This window comes from Geofilum rhodophaeum (assembly GCF_002210225.1).
Lineage (GTDB): Bacteria > Bacteroidota > Bacteroidia > Bacteroidales > Marinilabiliaceae > Geofilum > Geofilum rhodophaeum.
Genome location: NZ_MWUJ01000006.1, coordinates 151,686 through 170,177 on the forward strand (window position 1 = coordinate 151,686; position 18,492 = coordinate 170,177).

Genomic DNA, 18,492 nt, shown 5'->3' on the forward strand with positions numbered 1-18,492 from the left:
GAAAATGTGAGTTGAAATGAGTTGAAATGAAACAATAAGCCATGTCGGAAAATTTAAGCAATGCCTTAAACCAGAACTGGGAGTCAAAAAACATTCTGGTAGTTGAGGATGTGGATACCAATAAGATATTCTTCGACGCTGCCTTGCGCCGAACAAAAGCAAAGATTCTATGGGCAAAAGATGGTCAGGAGGCCATTGATATGTTTAAGGCCAACCGAATCGACTTGGTTTTAATGGACCTTCAATTGCCCATAATGGACGGCTACACTGCTACAAGAGCAATAAAGGAAATCAATCCGGATGTTCCAATCATTGCCCAGACTGCTCATGTTATGTCGGGCGAAAGGGAAAAGTGCATGGAGGCCGGCTGCAACGACTATCTGGCCAAGCCCATTCGCTTGCAAATACTTATCGACACCCTCTCCAAGTACCTGAACGACTGAAACAACAATGGAATATCTTTAAAAAGACTGGCACCGATGTGGCCAGTCTTTTTTGTTTGATTTCAGCACTTTTCCGTTCTATAAAACGGTAATTTCCGTTCTTCTGTTCCTGGCTCTTCCCGCTTCAGTAGCGTTATCGGCCACCGGCTGGGTCATACCAAAACCCTTGTATTGCAGGCGATCCTCATCAACCCCCATTTGAATCAAGTACGCACGCACCGAACGGGCACGGTTTTCGGACAAGACCTGGTTGTACGCAGCCTGTCCAACGTTATCGGTATGTCCGCCAATTTCGATGCGCACGTTGGGGTTTTCCTCCATAAAGGCCACCAAGCCATTCAACTCTACCTTTGATTGTTCTTCCAATTCGTAAGAATTGGTTTCAAAGAAAATATTTTCGAGCGTCATTTTTGCTCCTGTTCGGACCGGGTGCAAACCTATATCCAAAAGATAAGGTCGCTCAAGCGGATGGTCATTGGGCAAATCAAAATGGCCTGAATAAAACATATAGCCCGGGTGAGATGCTTTAAATGCATACTTTCCTCCCACCGGCAGACAAACCAAAAACTCTCCCGAAAAACGGTTGCTCCTGGTACTCACCATCAGTTCCCCACTTTCTAAACTTTTCAGTTCAAAGGCAGCCGGAAGGTTCGCGCCGGTTTCCACATCGTAAACCCGCCCCTTCACATATAAAACCGGATCGGGCTGTAAGGGTCCGGGCAGATCAAAAACATAAATATCCACATCGTCGCGCTCAGGCACCCGGCCCGAACTTGAAAAATAGGCCCTATTGCCACGAGCGTTAATAACAAGGCCCGATTCATCCCCTGGCGTATTGATGGGATAGCCCAGAGTCACCGCCTTGCGCCAGTTCCCATTAGGCATTCGTCTGCTGAAGAACAAATCCATCCCTCCCATCCCCGGATGACCATCCGAAGCAAAATACAAGGTTTTATTGTCGTGATGAATAAAAGGGGAACCCTCGTCGCCAGGGGTGTTGATTTCTGAACCCAGATTACTTACCTCCCCAAAAACCGGAACGCCCTCCTTGGTTACACGAATTATTCGTGCCCGCCAAATGTCCTTTCCGCCTCTGCCGCCCGGTCGGGTACTCACAAAATACAAGGTTTGGCCGTCGGAAGAAAAGGAAGGCTGAGTCTCCCAGTAAGGCGAATTCACCGGCATACCCAGATTGACAGGTTCGCTCCACCCTTCACCAGTTTTTTGCGCAAAATAGATGTCGCAACTCCCCCGTCCATCGTCCCGTACGCATGCGGTAAAAAACATCCAGTTGCCATCGGCTGAAAGACTTTGGGCCCCCTCATTGCCGTCGGTATTGATGTTGCCCGCCAAGAGTTCTCGTTGCGACCAGCTGCCATCGTTGTTGCGGCTGGCCTGATAAAAATCTTCCTGAAAATATAAAAAGGTTTTAGGTAAAACACGCTCCTTAAACAGCGCTTCGTCTCTGGGCACAAGTACGGTAAAAACCAGGGTTTGTTCATCGGCCGTTAAGCTCGGCCAGTATTCGTCGTAAGCACTGTTTACCCCCACGCCCAGAGAACGCAATTGCACATCGTAGGTCTCGCCCCGTACTTTCAAAGCAAAACGCGCCCGCTCCATCCATGTAGCTACTCGTTCGGCATCCTGATCATCGCTAAATTGCCACTTGTATCGCTCCAGCCATTCCAGCCCCTCCTCATAAAGGCCCGATTTTACCGCAGCTACCCCAATGTGAAACAGCGCCACGGGATGAAAAGTGGAGTCCAGCGCCACAGCTTGCTTCAGCAGTTCCATCTCCTTCAGATGTTCGCCCTGTTCATTATAAATATCGCCCTGTACCAAAAAGGCCTCGACAAAGTAAGGGTCCCGTTCGGTCGCCTTATTTAGTAAGTCCAGGGCCTCCTTGCTTCTGCCTGCACTGTAGGCACTAATGGCCTCTTCGTACAAGCGCACGGCACCCCGGTTTTTCGAACTGAGGGAACGCTGCTGGGCCTGCAAACTAAATGCAACACAGCTCAAAAACACCCAACTCCACAAAATCAATCTGTACATAAACGCTCAAAGTTATAAGGCAGATGCAATTTGGCTGCGCGTAAAATCCATAAGACCATTCAAATCATCGTGAAACAAAGTGGTTTTAACGACAGGGTGCGCCACCAGGCCTGTTTTTCCGGGCCGGATATTGAAAAAGCCTTTCCGATGTATTTTATCACTATTAACAAGGGTTATGGGCAATATATCAAGGTCAAGTTCAAAAGCCAATTTAAAAGCGCCTTTTTTAAAAGCCCGCATTTGCGTTCCACGGCTACGTGTTCCCTCCGGAAAAATCAAAACCGAAATACCGTCAACCAATTTTAACTTAGCCTCTTCTAGCGATTGCAAGGCCGCCCTGGGCGAAGATCGGTCTATAAAAATATGCCCCACCTTTTCACTGGCAAAACCAATAAACGGAACACCACGCAATTCTTTTTTCATGATCCACCGGAAATCAATAGGCAAATAACCATACAAAAGAAATATATCCCAAACTGTTTGGTGATTGGCCACAATTACATACGATTTTTGGGGATCAATGTTACCCAAACCTTCCACGCGGACATTAACCGGAGTAATCCAGCAAGCAACACGTGCCCAACAACTGCCCATAAAGCTTCCGGACTTGGGCGATATAAGCAAAGCACAAATGGCAGCCAACAGCGCAAAGACAATGGAGTTCACCAGCATCAAAGGCAAAAAAACAAAATACTTATAGGGCTGATACAGCCAGAACCCCCAATCGAAGTGCTTCGGTTTCTCCTTCATAAATACTAAAAAATGAGCAATGCTTATCGCAACAGTAAACCACAATCAACAAAAATAACAGTTCTTGCCAGAAGCACACCATTAAGTAATTAAAAAGAGACGTTTCCCTGAAGGAAGCGCCTCTTATAAATACTTAAAAACAATTGCCCATTAGAACTTAAAATTAAGCCCAAAGCCCAATAGTTGTTTTGATTGAAGTTTTGGTCCGCGCGCCACCGTTGTGCTAACACCGTCAACCATCACCTCTTCCGAGGTCTTCACATCATGATCGTACACCAAATGCAGAGAAGCCACGGCAGTCAGATAGTCATTTATCTTGAAATTCAAACGTCCCTCCCACTCCACATCAATGTGCTGAGGCTCTTCGGCCAGATTCGAGAACAGATCGAGACGCGTAAATAAATCAACATTTTGAAGGAGGTTTTCCTTCTTGTAGACCGATTTCACCGAAGCACCAAACTCCCCACGATATTTCTCACCGGCTTCCACGCCATAGGCCCCAACATTAGAAAGACTATCGTCCATTACAATGGTGCTTTTTGAAGTGAGGGGCGAAATGTAGAGTGAAAAATTATCGTTGGGTTTGTAGTCCATACCCAAAGAAAACTGTATGTAGGCTGGTGCCAAAAACTCAGAAATAACACTGCTGTTGGTTGGTGGATCCTGATATCCGGTGGTCATTTGGGTTCGAAAATCGAACAAACCACTGTAAAACCATTTCCCTCCAGCCTTGTAGCCATACTTAGAAGTCAACAAAAGCCGGTCTTCACTCTTAATCAGGTTATCACTGCCCTGCTTCGTTAAACCATATCCCAGGGTAAAACTATTGTCCCAGGCACTTTTGTTTTTAGCGTAATTGGCAAAGGCATTGAGCATAAAGGTGCCCGTCATGGAATTTTGTCCACCGGCAGCCCAATTGTTAAGGGAAACCTGGGAAAAGGTAAAGGAAGCGTCACCTCCTTTTTTCCAGAAAGACAGACTGTCGGCCTCCTCTTGAGCGAGAACACCAAAAGGAAGTACCAAAACAGCCGCCCACAAAGCATATTTCATCTGCATCTTCATAGCTTTCACCCCCTACTTTACCTGGTGAATATGCACATCGCGCTGCGGAAAAGGAATGGAAATCCCCTTGGCATCAAAGGCTTTCTTCACTTTTTCGTTGATCTCGAAAAACAAAGGCCAGTAATTGGTGGCATCCACCCATACCCGTGTAGCCAGATCCACCGAATTATCACCCAAATTAACCAATCCCACAAAAGGCTCCGGGTCCTGATGAATGCGCTCCTCTGCATTCAATATTTCCATAATAATTTCCCGTGCCTTATCGATGCTGTCGTTGTAACTGATTCCGAAAGTCCAGTCGAGTCGACGCACCGGTTCGGTAGAGTAGTTGATCATAGATCCCGTACTCAATCCGCCATTGGGAATAATAATGGTCTTTTTATCGGGCGTATTCAAAATGGTATTAAAAATCTGGATTTCCTTAACCGTACCGGAATGCCCTTGCGCCTCGATGTAATCACCGACCTTAATGGGCTTAAAAATCAACAACATTACCCCTCCAGCAAAATTTTGCATAGTACCCGACAAAGCCATACCCACGGCCAAACCGGCTGCACCCAAAATCGCAATAAAGGAAGTCATTTGTACCCCTACCATAGAGATAACACTGACCAACAACAAAGATTTTAGTGTGATGCCCAGCAAGCTGCTTAAAAAAGACTGTAAAGTCTGGTCAAAATCGCGTGCCTTAAACAACTTTTTCAAGCCTTTGGTCAGCTTTCCAATTAACCACAGACCAACAATAAGTGTCAACAAGGCCAACAACAATTTGCCTCCATAAGTCATTGCCAATTCAACCAACACATCGGTTTCGGGCAAAACATTCATAAGATCTTCCATTCTGTTTCAAAAATTAAGGTTATACATTTTACAAATATCGGTATTACCCATCTTAAAAGCCAATTTCGGGCGACTTTTAGCCCTTTTCCTGTATGGAATTGCCAGTCGGCAGCACAAAAGAGCAGCACAAAATTACTTATAAACAAAACTTCATGCTTTTAACCTGCTTTATTCATAAGCTTTAGTAATAGTCAATTAATGAATAATGCAGGTTTAGGAAACCTATATAAAAGCAAGAAAAATGCTGCCTGTAACACAGACCTTCGTATAGGTCCGCTTACAGACAGCAGGCATTTTACTGGACCCCAAGGCCCTTTTGTAACGGTATTACAACTCCCTGACTCTATTCCTCTTCCTCTTCTCCCTCAGCAACTGCCCCATATTTATATTCCAACTCGTGTGTAAAAATGCTGTTGTCCTCCTTACGCGACCGGAATAAGAATTTAATGGTTCCGCTTTCTCCTTCCTCAAATTGCGCCACCGGAAAGCTGAACAGACCTGAGTAGGGACTGGCCTTGATATCGTCGTGCGCATTGTGGTGAAAATCGAGTGCTATAAAACCTTCTTTGTCCTGTTTTTCCTCATCGTACACCATGTACAAATAGTGTTTGTCGGCGTCCTGACCATAAAAGCTGAATTGCACATTCAGATATCCATTACCCAGAGTAAGGGCACTGATCGTTACCGGATCATTGCCCAAAGAGTCGCGCACCTCTTCATTGGCACTAATGATGTCTTTTACAGGAACATTCTCAATCATGGCCACCTTTACCTCATAATCAATTTCAGAAGATTCGGATTCAGAAACTATTGCAAATTGAACCAAGACCCGCTTTCCATCAACAATCTCATAACCACTACTTAGAAATTCGGAAGGTTTTAAACGATAGCCATCATCCGTGAGAATGGTGAAAGTGGCCGCACTACTGCCTTCAATAATCCCCAATCGATACTGATAGTACTCTCCTTCGTCATCATTCACCGAACAGGAGACTGCAGCCAAAGCCAGCAAGGCGCTAAATAAAAACAGCATTCTTTTCATACGAGCATTCATTTTTAATATGGATAACTAATTCAAAACAATTTAATGCTAAGATGCAAGTCACCCATTTTGGTTGCGTCCCACCTTAAAACTACAATTTGCAGCACACACCCCCAAAAAAAACAGGGGTTCGTCACAAAAAACACGTCATTTTAGATTTTTTCACACAAAAAATAGGGGTCTGCTTTAAATTTTACATACTTTTGTTTCAACACACCCCTCAAACGATAGGGGTACATCTCAAAAAAAGCATGTTTTTTTCCTAAATACTAATTTAAAACCTGTAGTCATGAAAAATTTTGTCTTTTCGGCGCTGTTCCTCTTAAGCGCACTCGGCCTGAAAGCCCAGGAAGTAAGTGTTGGTATGGATTTTTACAACCGCTATGTTTTCAGAGGGGTTGATTTTGGCAACGCGCCCAGTTTGCAGCCCAGTCTGGAGTTCAGTGCCGGCGGTTTCACCCTGGGTGCCTGGGGCGCCTACTCAACCGGATTTGGCGGTGACGGAGCCTTTGCCGAAGCCGATTTATACACCTCCTACGCCTTCGATTTTGGTTTGAGTCTGGGCCTTACCTCTTATTATTACCCCGGCACCTCCTGGTTCGAAACAGCTGAAGGCAGCTCCAGTCACGCCCTGGAGCTTAACCTCGGTTATGAATTAGGGCAATTTGCCTTTGCCGGTAATTATATGATCAACGATTCTCGTGACGGTGCTGGCGCCGAAGGACAGGATCTTTATTTTGAAGTGGGTTACAGCGCCTCCTTGTTCGATGTCTTTGTTGGCGCCGGAGATGGCTGGCACACTACCGAAGGAAGTTTCCAGGTTGTTAATGTGGGTGTGGCCGCAACTAAGGAGCTGGCCCTTACCGAACAGTTTTCGCTCCCCTTATCGGGTGCCGTAATTCTAAACCCCAATACGGAGCAATTGCACCTCGTCTTTGGATTATCCTTTTAACAAAACTAAAAAACTAAGCCATGAAAAAAATTGAAGCCATCATCCGCCTGACCAGGTACGAAGAAGTCCGGAAAGCACTGGCAGAGCAGGAAATAACCTTTTTCTCTTATTGGGATGTGCGTGGAGTCGGCACCGCTGTTGAAGGGCACCTTTACCGCGGGACGGTATACGACACCAGCATCATCGAACGCCGCCTCATATCCATTGTGGTGCGCGATCAAAATGTGGAGAGAACCATTGAAGCCATCACCAAAGCGGCACGAACCGGGGATATTGGAGATGGACGCATCTTCATTTCCGATGTAGAGGAAACCTACAAAATACGGACGGGTGAATCGGGGCCGGAAACCCTGTACCTCAAGTAAGATTTATTAACCTGACTAAACATTACGATTATGGATGCAAGAGCTATAGATACAATTTGGGTTTTACTGGCCGCAGTTCTGGTGTTTTTTATGCAGGCAGGCTTTGCCATGGTAGAAGCGGGCTTCACCCGGGCCAAAAACGTGGGTAACATCATAATGAAAAACGTGATGGACTTCTCCATCGGTTCCCTGGTCTTTTGGGCGGTGGGCTTCAGTATCATGTTTGGCCCCTCAATAGGTGGTTTTATTGGACTGCCCAACTTCTTTTTCACAGCCGAATACGGCAACAACGTGCCCGACATGGCCATACTGATGTTTCAAACAGTATTTGCCGCCACAGCAGCGACCATCGTGTCTGGTGCCATGGCCGAAAGGACTAAGTTTTCGACCTATTTGATTTTTTCTTTGGTCATCACCCTGGTCATCTACCCCATTTCGGGTCACTGGGTATGGGGCGGCGGCTGGCTCAGCGAATTGGGCTTCCACGACTTTGCCGGCTCAACGGTAGTACACTCGGTAGGTGGTTGGGCAGCTCTGGCAGGCGCAGCCATTATTGGTCCCCGTTTGGGAAAATACAACGGTAAAACCAACGCCATACCCGGTCACAACATGGTAATAGGTGCACTTGGAGTTTTTATTCTATGGCTGGGCTGGTTTGGCTTTAACCCCGGTTCTACACTGGGCGTTTCGGGCGACAACGCGCTGAGCGTGGCCCACATCTTCATCACCACCAACCTGTCGGCCGTTACAGCTGCCCTGGTAACGATGTTTGTAACCTGGAAGCGCTATGGAAAACCAGACTTAAGTATGACTTTGAACGGGGCACTGGGGGGACTGGTAGCCATTACCGCAGGCACCGACATTGTTTCCCCCACAGGGGCAGTTATTATTGGGGCCCTGGCCGGCGTAGTCATAGTTTTTGGCATCGAGCTCATCGACAAAGTGCTGCGGGTAGATGACCCCGTGGGTGCCATTACCGTGCACGGAATTACAGGAGCGATGGGAACACTCATGGTAGGACTATTTGCCACCGAAGGCGGTCTTTTCTACGGAGGCGGCTGGAGTCTATTGGGCGTTCAGGCACTGGGCGTTGCAGTGGTTGGCCTGTGGTCCTTTTCTGCCGCCTACCTGTTGTTTACCATCCTTAAGAAGACTATGGGATTGCGCGTTACCCGCAAGGAAGAAGAAGAAGGACTGGACATCCACGAGCACGGACAAAGCTCCTACAACTTTTGATAAAGCCTCTGCGTTGTTTTTCCTGGTTTTAAAACAAAAGAGGAAAGGGGTTGTCTGCTTTGGCAGGCAACCCCTTGTTTGTTACTTCAATCAGCCTTGACCACTTAATCAAGTTGGGTCGACACCACTTCAATTTCGGCGACCCAGGGGTAATAGTCGTTCTGAGCCAGAGAATGAACCATAATGATGTAGGCCTTTCCATAAAGGTTCATGTGCCTCATGGCCAAATCGACTCCCTGAAAAACTTCACTTTGAGTGTTAGACAAAGCCCCCACAGTGTATTCAACAAGCTCTGGTGAATTATAGTTGGAGTACTGAACAATGGCAACCGCCGTAGTATAGCCATCCTCCACATCTCTGAAAACAGTCGAATAGGTGTAGCGAAAGGAGACCCGTCGACCCACCTGAATGGGATCGTCAGAGCCTTTTTCCATTATAAAAGCCACCCAACCCTCGGTCTCCATCCGGTCGATGGTCTCAACAGCAGGAATGGTATCCTTTACACTGTTATAAAACATCTCTCGCAACTCCGTCTCACCAGCCTCCAGCTTGGCATAGTCAACACTGTTGGCATAGGGGTCGTCACAAGCAATAAAACCACCGCCCATCAGCAACAAGGCCACAACAAAGCCGCTTAAATATTTCATTGATAATGCTGTCATCGCTTTTATATTTATTTAATTCGCAAAGATTCTACTTCAAACATCAAGGCTGCATTGGGGGGAATTATTCCCCGGCGCTGATCGCCATAGGCCAGACTATCGGGAATCAGGAAAACTGCCTTACTGCCCCGTTTTAACTGAGAAAACCCACGGTACCAGCCTTTAATATAAGTACGCACATGCTCCTCATCCTCATTCATATCCAACTTAAAAGCCATCACCTTATCCTTCTCCGGATCTACAGTCGTGGGACGCTGATAAGCAGTATCAAAAGGAGTGGCTTTGTCGGGGGCATCATTAAGCAGCTTACCCTTGTAATAAGCATAAATAATGTCGCCATCGGCAGGCAAGTCTCCACCGCCTTCTTCGGTTACGATGACATACATTCCAAGTCCCTCAACAGGAGTGGCATCCGGAAAATACAAGCGCACATACTCTTCCAGGTCCATAACTTCAATATCAACAATCTCAATCTTATCGTCATCATCATCGTCCTTATCACAGGCAAACAGGAGCAGGGAAAATGCAATAAATCCACTTAAGAGAACACGTATCATATTAATCTAGTTTTTGTTTTTTACTTCAACCACTTCTACTTCATACCTTAAAATAGCACGGGCCGGAATACGGTCGTCATCCCCCATCAAGCCATGTGCAAGATGCGGTGGCATCAAAAAGGTTGCTTTGCTCCCTTGCTTTAAGAGTAAAACCCCCTCTTCCAAACCCGACTCTACACCACCCTGTCCCACCAAAAACACCTTTCTTCCATCCTCGTCGGAGCTGTAGCAAAGGGTGCCATCCAGCAAACGAATTTCATAATTCAGGGCAACTATTTTTCCGGTAACAATTTTCTCTCCCTCGCCTTCTTCAGTGATCCGATACCACAATCCGGTAGCCGTCCGCTGCATTTTCAAGCCGGTAGTATCCAGGTAATGTACTATCAAATCTTGCTCCTGATTAACCCGCTGCCGGTTAATTTCAATATAGTCTTCACGCGTTATACCCTCAGTCCTTACTCCGGCAGATTTGCGGTTTTGCGAATTGCTGCAAGCACTTACGGCCAAAAGCAGAAAAAGAAGACTCAACCTTGCCCAACCCCAATAATATTTCATACTTACTTTTATTTATGGAAAGTTTTGTCACCCGCTAAAGCTGTACTTCCTGCAAATGTACTTCCTGCAAATAAATCTTCATACTTTCCTTAAAACGCACTTCTGCATCACTCAGCAAGCCCCAAAACTCACCACCTGCTGCATTACGGTGTCCGCCTCCCGAAAAATACTGTTCCGAAAATGTATTAACTGCCAATTTCCCCTTCGAACGGAACGACATCTTAATCTGGCCCCCCTCCTTTTCGGTCATTAATGCAGCAATTTCTACTCCTTCTATTGAAAGCGGCATGTTCACCAAGCCCTCAGTGTCGCCTGGTTGGTAATCAAAACCCTGCAGCTCCTCGTCCGAAAGTGCAATATAGGCTACCTGTCCGCCAAACAACAAATGCATCTTATTACATAAAGCGTGCCCAATTAATCGCATTCTGCTGGCCGATGAACTGTGAAACACTTCGCGATGCACTTTGTCCTTGTCCACACCCAACTCCAGCAGCTCTGCAACCGTCTTATAAATGGCCGGATGCGCTGAGTTGTGATTGAGCATACCGGTATCTGTCATAATACCCGTGTACAAACACTCTGCAGCCGCCTTGTCGGGCACAAAGTTTAAGGCCTTCATCAGCACATAACTCAATTCGCAGGTGGAGGAAACCTTCACTTCCGAAAACATAATTTCCGTCAATGCTTCATCCGGAAAGGGGTGGTGATCAATAAGCACCACCGGAAGTGGGCTTTCCTGCAATACAGCTGCCAGTTTACCGGTACGCGACAGCGTATTAAAATCAAGGAAAAACAACAAAGTAGCCTCAGCAATACATGCAAGCACTTTCTCCGCATCCTCTGCATAAACCAACATCGCCGAACTGCTCTCCATCCACATCAGGGCGGATGGCGCAGCATCTGGAAGTACGACCGTAGTTTTATGTCCGGCAGCATTTAACACCCTGAACCAGGCCAGGCTTGAACCAATGGCATCTCCATCAGGGTCCTTATGCGGAATTACAACTATATTTTGAGGTTGGGACAGCCGCTCGGAAAGAGCATCCAGCTGCTTCGAAAAATCGCTCATACAACATGCTTAATGCGGCAAATATAGCAAAATATGGAGTCACATAGGTCCATATCTAAAAAATAACTATCTTCAAACTCTTTGTTAACCAAGCCAGTTTTATTATGAACGGAAAAATCACACTAACCATGATCAAGCCTTTTGCTGTTAAACAGCACCATGTGGGCGAAATTCTGTCGGACATTGAAAAGGCTGGCTTTCACATCCGGGCACTTAAAATGACACAGTTGCCGGTTGAGAAAGCTGAATTGTTCTACGCAGAACACAAAGAAAAACCATTTTTTAATGAATTGGTCGCCTTTATGTCGTCGGGCCCCGTTGTTGCGGCGCTGCTCGAAAAGGAGAATGCTGTAGCCGATTTTAGAGCCCTGATAGGATCCACCGATCCGACCAAAGCTGCAGAAGGCACCATTCGGCGCAAGTATGCCAAGGATATGACCCGCAATGCCATCCACGGCTCAGACAGTGACGAGAATGCCCTGCGCGAGAGTCGCTTTTTCTTCAGCTCTATGGAAGAATTCAAGTGCTGTTGATCCCAACGATTATTACTGTACCACCAAATCATAGACCACTTTACCGCCGGCCTCGGCGTTAAGTGCGTCTATGATTTTGTCTTTATGCATCAACAGATCGTTGCGAATTACACTGGAGTTGAGACGCACATACAAAACCCCTCCTCTGATGTTTAAGCTTTTAGTGATGCGACTTATCGTGGGCCCCAGCACTTTTTCCCAGGCATTTATGGCACGGGTTTCACGAATGCCTTTTCCCAAAGCGGGACTATTCAGGATTTTCTCAAGCACATCCTGAATACTCTGGGTATTTTGATACCTTTCGTCAAAGCGTTTCTTCATGGGGCTGAATTTCACCATTATTTACCACAAAAAAGTCATAAGACTTCCCGGTTTTTTGCACAATCTCCATCAAACGTTCTTTTTGGGTATGGGTAATGAAGATCTGTTCGAATTCGGGTCTTCCCACCAACTCAATTAAGCGCTCAGCCCGCTCATCGTCCAGCTTATCAAACATATCGTCGAGCAGCAAGATGGGCGCATATCCAAAGTGCTTAGATAAAAACTCAAACTGAGCCAGCTTCAGGGCCAGAAAAAAAGTCTTCTTTTGTCCCTGCGACCCCACCTTACGAACAGGATGGCCATCGAGCAGCAACTCCAAATCGTCGCGATGAATACCGCGAGTAGTATAGCCCAGTGCTGCATCACGCTCCAAACTATCTCTCAAAAGCTCCTCCAGTGCGCCTCTTTGATGGTGCGAATGGTAAACCATTTGCACCTCCTCTCCGCCTCCGGAAATAAAACGATGGAATTTTTGAAAAACAGGCTCCAGTTCAGTAATAAAACGCGTGCGGGCCTCAAAAATATGCAGACCGGTTTGGGCCAGCAAGCTGTCCCAAACTTCAAACTGGCCGGCTACACTGCTCCAATTTCGTCCGGCACTTTTTAGCAGAGTATTACGTTGACTCAAGCCTCTGTTGTAGCGTAAAACAGCCGTTAGGTACCAACGATCAAACTGCGAAAGCACCCCATCAAGATATTTGCGTCGCTGGTCGCTGCCTTCGGTAATCAGGCGCTCGTCTCCCGGTGAAATTAAAACCAGAGGCAAAAGGCCTATATGCTCCGATAAACGCTGGTACTCTTTTTTATTACGTTTGAACTGTTTCTTTTGTCCCTTTTTTAATCCGGCATAAATCTCCTCCTCTTGCCCCTGATAATGGTAACGACCCTGAATCATAAAAAACTCCTGGTCGTGACGAACCAACTGGCTGTCAATGGCATTGAAATAACTCTTACAAAAAGAAAGATAATAGAGCGCATCCAGCAGATTGGTTTTGCCCGCTCCATTCTTTCCCACCAGGCAGTTTATTCCATTTTTGAAAGACAGCTCGGCCTCTTGCAGGTTCTTGTAATTGAGAAGACTCAGGTGCTTGATATACATATATTGTTTGTTGTAGTCGCCCACAAAAATAGCAAAAGCAAAGCAGGCAAAGATATTATCGTGAAAAAACCCTTGGTCTGTTTTTAATTTACCCTAATTTATTAAATTTGCCGAGTATTTAATAAACCTTAGAAGTATGTCTAAAAAAGAAACCACTGTAGAAAATAACCTGGAGAACGTTGAGCACGCTCTTGGCAGAACCGAAAAGTTCATTGAAGACAATCAGAAAACACTGACCATCATTCTTTTGGCCCTTATCGTATTGGTAGGTGGCTACTGGGCATACAAAAAGTTTTACGAAGAACCCCGAAATACCGAGGCGCAAAAAAGTCTTTTCCAGGCGCAACAATATTTTGGCAACGAAGAATTTCAACTGGCTCTTGAAGGAGACGGTATGGAATCCGGCTTCCTGGATGTAATTGAAAACTCAGGCGGTACCCAGGCAGGAAAACTGGCACGCTACTATGCAGGCATCAGCTATTTGCATTTGGGTGATTACGAGTCGGCCATCGACTACCTGAAGCAATTTAAAACCAGCAACGAAGAGCTGAAATCCCTGGCTCAGGGAGCTATCGGAGATGCCTATTTGGAATTGGGCAATCAGGCCGAAGCCCTCAAGCAATACAATAAGGCCATTGCCGTGAACAATGCCGTTACCGCTCCGTTTTATCTGATGAAAAAGGGACTGGTTTTAGAAGCAGGCGGCGACAAAGAAGGTGCCTTGGAAAGCTTTCAAACCATTAAAGACGATTTCAGCGAGAGCGTGGAAGCACGTCAAATCGACAAATACATTACCAGAGTTTCTTTGTAATAATAAAGAATTAACCAGACACAAAGGAGATTGTCCGGTTCACGGATGATCTCCTTTGTTCATAATACAGAAGAATATGGCCAGCAGCTTAAAAAATTTATCCTCCTACGACGAGAACAGTGTTCCCTCCGCGCAAAATATGAAGTTTGGTATTGTAGTATCTGAGTGGAATCGGGCCATTACCGACGCTTTGTACCAAGGTGCCTACCAAACCCTGATCAAACATGGCACCTTACCCGATAACATCGTTACCATTGGCGTACCCGGCAGTTTTGAGTTAACGGCAGGTGCACGTACCCTGGCCAAACGAACCGATGTAGATGCCGTTATTTGTCTGGGTTGTGTAATTCAGGGAGACACCCCCCATTTCGACTATGTTTGCCAGGGTGTGACCCAGGGCATTGCTCTCTTAAATGTAAAATTTAAGATCCCATTTATCTACGGTGTATTAACTACTCTTAATCAGCAACAAGCAGAAGACCGGGCCGGCGGAAAGCACGGAAACAAAGGGGATGAGGCCGCAATTACGGCAATAAAAATGGCCGACATTGCTTGCAGGTTTCGCAAATAATACTACTTTTGCACTGTCGTTTTCGGGGGGATACCAAAGCGGCCAACTGGGGCAGACTGTAAATCTGTTGTCTTACGACTTCGGAGGTTCGAATCCTCCTCCCCCCACCAAGTTAACGCGGGAATAGCTCAGTTGATAGAGCATTAGCCTTCCAAGCTAAGGGTCGCGGGTTTGAGTCCCGTTTCCCGCTCAAAAGAAAAGCTCCGGATGAAAACCCGGAGCTTTTTTTATTTCATAAAGACTACAGTCCCATTGCGCTTTCCAGAGGAAGCAACACAGCGTCCCCGAAGACTATTCGTAAGTCTTCAAAGCCATTTCACCACGCAAAACCATCAGTGCATTGCCCGCCAAAGCCTCCATCTCATCCTCACCCGGGTAAATGGTCAACTTACCCATAAAATCGATGTATTCGCGCAAATAGCCCAACACCACTTTATTATGGGCCATTCCGCCCGTTAGTATGATGCCGTCTACCTGGCCTTTCAACACCACCATTGCTCCACCAATAGCCTTGCCAATTTGATAGGCCATAGCCCTTAAAATAAGCTGCGCATGTTCATCACCAGACAGGGCTTTTTGCGCGGCCTCATAGGCCTGATTGGTGCCCAAATGTGCCATTAAGCCTCCTTTACCGGTAACCATAGCCCTCACTTCTTCCTGGCTGTACTTACCACTAAAACAGAGATCAATGAGCTTACCGGCCGGTAAAGTACCCGCCCGTTCGGGAGAAAAGGGACCAAAACCATCCAGCGCATTGTTGACATCCACTATACGTCCCTTACGGTGCGCCCCTACTGAAACGCCTCCACCCATATGCGCCACAATCAAATTAAGCTCTTCGTAGGCCTTCTCAGCGTGCGCCGCAAAACGACGTCCAACCGCCTTATGATTCAAGGCATGAAAAACAGAGGTGCGCGGCAATAAGGGATGCCCTGTAATGCGTGCCACATCTTCCAATTCATCTACCACCACAGGATCGGCAATAAAGGCACGGGCACCGGCTATCCCCGAGGCAATTTCATCGGCAATGAGTCCACCCAGATTGCTCGCATGTTGGCCCATGACCCCCACTTTTAAATCCTGCTTTAATTTTTCCGTAACCGCGTAGACCCCCGACTCAATCGGTTTAACCAGTCCTCCTCGCCCCACCACAGCAGTGAGTCCCTCCAAAGCCAGTCCGGCCGATTGAAGCTCATCCAGAATTACCTGCTTACGAAAACTGTACTGATCAACAACGACACTATAGCCCTTCAGCTCCTCGTCGCTGTGCCGAAGCGTTTTCAATAAAAGCGGTTTCTCCTCTTCATAAACCGCAATTTTAGTAGAAGTAGAACCCGGGTTAATCACCAGAATACGATTCATAACAAATGAAATAAGAGAATAAAAAAAGCAGCACTAAGCCAGTGCTGCCATTAAAATACTGTCGAGTTTACTTTGTTCCGAATCGGAACGGGAAGTCAGCACAATTGGGGCGCTGGCCCCAAGAACCAGGGACGCCACCCGTGCCTTGGCGAACCAAACCAGACTCTTATACAAAACATTGCCCACCTCAATATCCGGCATAAGCAAAATGTCCGTATCCCCGGCCACCTCACTTCTAATGCCTTTATGCAAGGCACTTTCGGCGCTGACCGCATTATCAAAGGCCAAAGGTCCGTCAATTAAGCAGCCCCTAATCTGATCGCGCTGATTCATCTTACTCAGCAAAGCCGCATCAAGCGTAGCCTGCATATTCTCATTAACCATTTCAACAGCCCCCAAAACCGCCACCTTGGGACAGGCCACGCCCAATTTATGCATATAGTCCACAGCATTGTTTACAATGGCGATCTTATCGGTCAAATCAGGCGCAATATTCATAGCCACATCGGTTACCCCAATTAATTTGTGGTAGGTATCCACCTCAAACAAGGAGAAATGAGAAAGAAGTCGCCCGGTGCGGAGGCCCCAATCGCGATTTAAAACGCCCTTCAACAAAACAGGTGTAGGCACCTTCCCCTTCATCAGAATATCGGCACGACCATCGTGCACCATCCGAACAGCTAATTCTACCGCCTTTTCAGGATCCGGAACATCCACCACCGAAGCCCCGTAAAAATTATAGTTTTTATCACGGGCCAGCTGCAAAATCTGATCTTCATCCCCAATCAAAACCGGGTCAACAACCCCAAGACTAAACGCTTTATAAATCGCATCAAGGGAAAATTCGTCCTGCGCGACCGCCACCGCCAGGCGCTTACGCGGACCGGCAGCGTTCAACAGCCCCCTTAAATCCTTGAGCTGCTTAAATACCGGCGGATTATCCGGATTCTCAATCATGCAAGCCGTATTAAGTCTATTTTTGCTTCAAAGCGTCTACAATGGTCTTCGTGTCCTGCGCAATCACCAGCTCTTCATTGGTGGGGACTACCAGCACTTTCACTTTGGCATCCGGACGACTTATTTCAGCCTCAATGCCTCTGATTCCCTGGTTTTTTTCCTCATCGAGAACAATCCCCATAAAGGACATATCGCTACACACAGCCTGACGGGTTATTACACTGTTTTCACCAATACCCCCGGTAAACACCAAAATATCGACACCCCCCATTGCTGCAATGTAGCTGCCAATGAACTTTTTAATGCGATACGTGTACATATCAAAACCCAACTGCGCATTAACGTCGCCCTGCTCCATCGCATTTTGAATCTCTCGCATATCCGAAGAAATGCCGCTTACCCCCAACATTCCGCTGTGCTTGTTAAACAAGACACTGGCAGATTGAGTCCCAATCAGCTCCTTGTCCATAATGTAAGTCACCGCGCCCACATCCAAATCTCCGGCACGGGTACCCATCATTAAACCCTCCAGTGGCGTAAAGCCCATTGAAGTGTCGACCGACATCCCATTATTGATGGCGGCAATAGAAGCCCCGTTGCCCAAATGACAGGTAATTATGCGTTGTGATTTATAATCAACCCCCTGCATTTCACAAGCCCTTTTGCTCACAAAGCGGTGGCTGGTGCCATGAAACCCGTAACGTCGCACACCATACTTGGTGTACAAAGAATTGGGAATAGCATACATATAGGCATGCTTGGGCATGGTTTGGTGAAAAGCCGTATCAAAAACCCCAACTTGGGGCACATGCGGCAACAAAGAAGATATGGCACTAATTCCTTTAAGATTGGGCGGATTGTGCAAAGGCGCCAGGTCGATGCAGGATTCCATTTTTGCAATCACTTCATCGGTAATGAAAACACTGGAATTAAAAGTCTCCCCACCATGCACCACACGATGCCCAACCGCATCGATCTCTTCCATATCCTTGAGGCACCCGTGCCTTTCACTCAGCATGACACCCAGGATGTAATCAATGCCGGTTTCATGGTCCAGGATTTCCCCTTCAAGCAGGACCTTCTCACCATTTTCCTTCTCGTGTTTCAAAAAAGAGCCTTTCAGACCAATTTTCTCCACCCCGCCTTTGGCCATTACGTCCCAACTGTCGCCTTCCATTTTAAACAACTGGTACTTTATCGACGAACTTCCACAGTTCAGTACTAATATTTTCATTGCTTTGCTTTCAACTAAA

The 18,492-nt window shown here is 46.7% G+C and carries 21 protein-coding genes and 2 tRNA genes; 9 read left to right on the forward strand and 14 right to left on the reverse strand.

The annotated features are described in order from the left end of the window. Positions 1–41: 41 nt before the first annotated feature. Entirely contained in the window at positions 42–443 is a 402-nt protein-coding gene (locus B4W65_RS07965) for a response regulator (protein WP_088654615.1), read from the forward strand. A 78-nt stretch (positions 444–521) separates the two neighbouring features. Here B4W65_RS07965 and B4W65_RS07970 read toward each other — a convergent pair whose 3' ends face one another. From B4W65_RS07970 to B4W65_RS07990, 5 genes are all read right to left on the reverse strand, one after another. Further along, complete coding sequence (locus tag B4W65_RS07970) at positions 522–2,495, reverse strand: OmpA family protein (RefSeq protein WP_088654616.1); 1,974 nt, start codon at positions 2,493–2,495, stop codon at positions 522–524. Between the two features lie 12 nt (positions 2,496–2,507). Then, the gene (locus B4W65_RS07975; RefSeq protein WP_088654656.1) at positions 2,508–3,245 is read right to left on the reverse strand and encodes a lysophospholipid acyltransferase family protein; all 738 of its coding nucleotides are present in this window, start codon (positions 3,243–3,245) and stop codon (positions 2,508–2,510) included. 150 nt (positions 3,246–3,395) lie between these two features. After that, positions 3,396–4,307, reverse strand: a complete 912-nt coding sequence (locus B4W65_RS07980) for a DUF3078 domain-containing protein (RefSeq protein WP_240509515.1) — start codon at positions 4,305–4,307, stop codon at positions 3,396–3,398. Positions 4,308–4,319: 12 nt separating this feature from the next. Beyond that, positions 4,320–5,147 (reverse strand): mechanosensitive ion channel family protein, encoded by an 828-nt coding sequence (locus tag B4W65_RS07985; RefSeq protein ID WP_088654617.1) that lies wholly within the window; start codon positions 5,145–5,147, stop codon positions 4,320–4,322. Between the two features lie 343 nt (positions 5,148–5,490). Next, entirely contained in the window at positions 5,491–6,189 is a 699-nt protein-coding gene (locus B4W65_RS07990) for a NigD1/NigD2 family lipoprotein (protein WP_158522803.1), read from the reverse strand. 289 nt (positions 6,190–6,478) lie between these two features. Between B4W65_RS07990 and B4W65_RS07995 the strand changes: the two genes are divergently transcribed. Genes B4W65_RS07995 through B4W65_RS08005 form a run of 3 tightly spaced genes read left to right on the forward strand, consistent with a single transcriptional unit; the run spans position 6,479 to position 8,742 of the window. Beyond that, a complete protein-coding gene (locus tag B4W65_RS07995; protein ID WP_088654619.1) occupies positions 6,479–7,141 on the forward strand; it encodes a TorF family putative porin in 663 nt (220 codons plus the stop codon). A 20-nt stretch (positions 7,142–7,161) separates the two neighbouring features. Further along, on the forward strand, positions 7,162–7,506 hold the full coding sequence (locus tag B4W65_RS08000) for a P-II family nitrogen regulator (RefSeq protein ID WP_088654620.1): 345 nt from the start codon (positions 7,162–7,164) through the stop codon (positions 7,504–7,506). A gap of 30 nt (positions 7,507–7,536) precedes the next feature. Then, entirely contained in the window at positions 7,537–8,742 is a 1,206-nt protein-coding gene (locus tag B4W65_RS08005) for an ammonium transporter (protein ID WP_088654621.1), read from the forward strand. 104 nt (positions 8,743–8,846) lie between these two features. Here the strand turns inward: B4W65_RS08005 and B4W65_RS08010 are convergent, their stop codons facing one another. The 4 genes from B4W65_RS08010 to B4W65_RS08025 are packed head-to-tail and all read right to left on the reverse strand — an operon-like array spanning position 8,847 to position 11,585. After that, positions 8,847–9,404: a hypothetical protein gene (locus tag B4W65_RS08010; protein ID WP_146697742.1), complete on the reverse strand. Its 558-nt coding sequence runs from the start codon at positions 9,402–9,404 to the stop codon at positions 8,847–8,849. An 11-nt stretch (positions 9,405–9,415) separates the two neighbouring features. Continuing rightward, positions 9,416–9,961 (reverse strand): FKBP-type peptidyl-prolyl cis-trans isomerase, encoded by a 546-nt coding sequence (locus B4W65_RS08015; protein ID WP_088654623.1) that lies wholly within the window; start codon positions 9,959–9,961, stop codon positions 9,416–9,418. 6 nt (positions 9,962–9,967) lie between these two features. Then, positions 9,968–10,516, reverse strand: coding sequence for an FKBP-type peptidyl-prolyl cis-trans isomerase (locus B4W65_RS08020; protein WP_088654624.1), 549 nt, complete (start codon positions 10,514–10,516; stop codon positions 9,968–9,970). A 34-nt stretch (positions 10,517–10,550) separates the two neighbouring features. Next, positions 10,551–11,585: a DHH family phosphoesterase gene (locus B4W65_RS08025; protein WP_088654625.1), complete on the reverse strand. Its 1,035-nt coding sequence runs from the start codon at positions 11,583–11,585 to the stop codon at positions 10,551–10,553. Positions 11,586–11,689: 104 nt separating this feature from the next. On the opposite strand from B4W65_RS08025, the gene ndk reads away from it, so the two are divergent. Next, the gene (gene ndk, locus B4W65_RS08030) at positions 11,690–12,118 is read left to right on the forward strand and encodes a nucleoside-diphosphate kinase (protein ID WP_088654626.1); all 429 of its coding nucleotides are present in this window, start codon (positions 11,690–11,692) and stop codon (positions 12,116–12,118) included. Between the two features lie 12 nt (positions 12,119–12,130). Here ndk and B4W65_RS08035 read toward each other — a convergent pair whose 3' ends face one another. Next, positions 12,131–12,439 carry a DUF721 domain-containing protein gene (locus B4W65_RS08035; RefSeq protein ID WP_158522804.1) on the reverse strand — a complete coding sequence of 103 codons (309 nt, stop codon included), beginning with the start codon at positions 12,437–12,439 and terminating at the stop codon, positions 12,131–12,133. After that, positions 12,423–13,538: a DNA replication/repair protein RecF gene (gene recF / locus B4W65_RS08040; protein WP_088654628.1), complete on the reverse strand. Its 1,116-nt coding sequence runs from the start codon at positions 13,536–13,538 to the stop codon at positions 12,423–12,425. The genes B4W65_RS08035 and recF overlap by 17 nt, the downstream gene beginning before the upstream one ends. 136 nt (positions 13,539–13,674) lie before the next feature. Between recF and B4W65_RS08045 the strand changes: the two genes are divergently transcribed. The 4 genes from B4W65_RS08045 (at position 13,675) to B4W65_RS08060 (ending at position 15,110) form a co-directional block, all read left to right on the forward strand. Continuing rightward, on the forward strand, positions 13,675–14,349 hold the full coding sequence (locus B4W65_RS08045; protein WP_088654629.1) for a YfgM family protein: 675 nt from the start codon (positions 13,675–13,677) through the stop codon (positions 14,347–14,349). Positions 14,350–14,425: 76 nt separating this feature from the next. Further along, a complete protein-coding gene (gene ribH / locus B4W65_RS08050; protein WP_088654630.1) occupies positions 14,426–14,920 on the forward strand; it encodes a 6,7-dimethyl-8-ribityllumazine synthase in 495 nt (164 codons plus the stop codon). A 24-nt stretch (positions 14,921–14,944) separates the two neighbouring features. After that, positions 14,945–15,030: transfer RNA gene (locus tag B4W65_RS08055), tRNA-Tyr, on the forward strand. A 7-nt stretch (positions 15,031–15,037) separates the two neighbouring features. Further along, a tRNA-Gly gene (locus B4W65_RS08060) sits at positions 15,038–15,110 on the forward strand. A 101-nt stretch (positions 15,111–15,211) separates the two neighbouring features. On the opposite strand, the gene buk is transcribed toward B4W65_RS08060, so the two are convergent. The 3 genes from buk to B4W65_RS08075 are packed head-to-tail and all read right to left on the reverse strand — an operon-like array spanning position 15,212 to position 18,473. Next, positions 15,212–16,282, reverse strand: a complete 1,071-nt coding sequence (gene buk / locus B4W65_RS08065) for a butyrate kinase (protein WP_088654631.1) — start codon at positions 16,280–16,282, stop codon at positions 15,212–15,214. A gap of 33 nt (positions 16,283–16,315) precedes the next feature. Beyond that, on the reverse strand, positions 16,316–17,239 hold the full coding sequence (locus tag B4W65_RS08070; protein WP_088654632.1) for a bifunctional enoyl-CoA hydratase/phosphate acetyltransferase: 924 nt from the start codon (positions 17,237–17,239) through the stop codon (positions 16,316–16,318). 16 nt (positions 17,240–17,255) lie between these two features. After that, a complete protein-coding gene (locus tag B4W65_RS08075; protein ID WP_088654633.1) occupies positions 17,256–18,473 on the reverse strand; it encodes an acetate/propionate family kinase in 1,218 nt (405 codons plus the stop codon). Between the last annotated feature and the right edge of the window lie 19 nt (positions 18,474–18,492).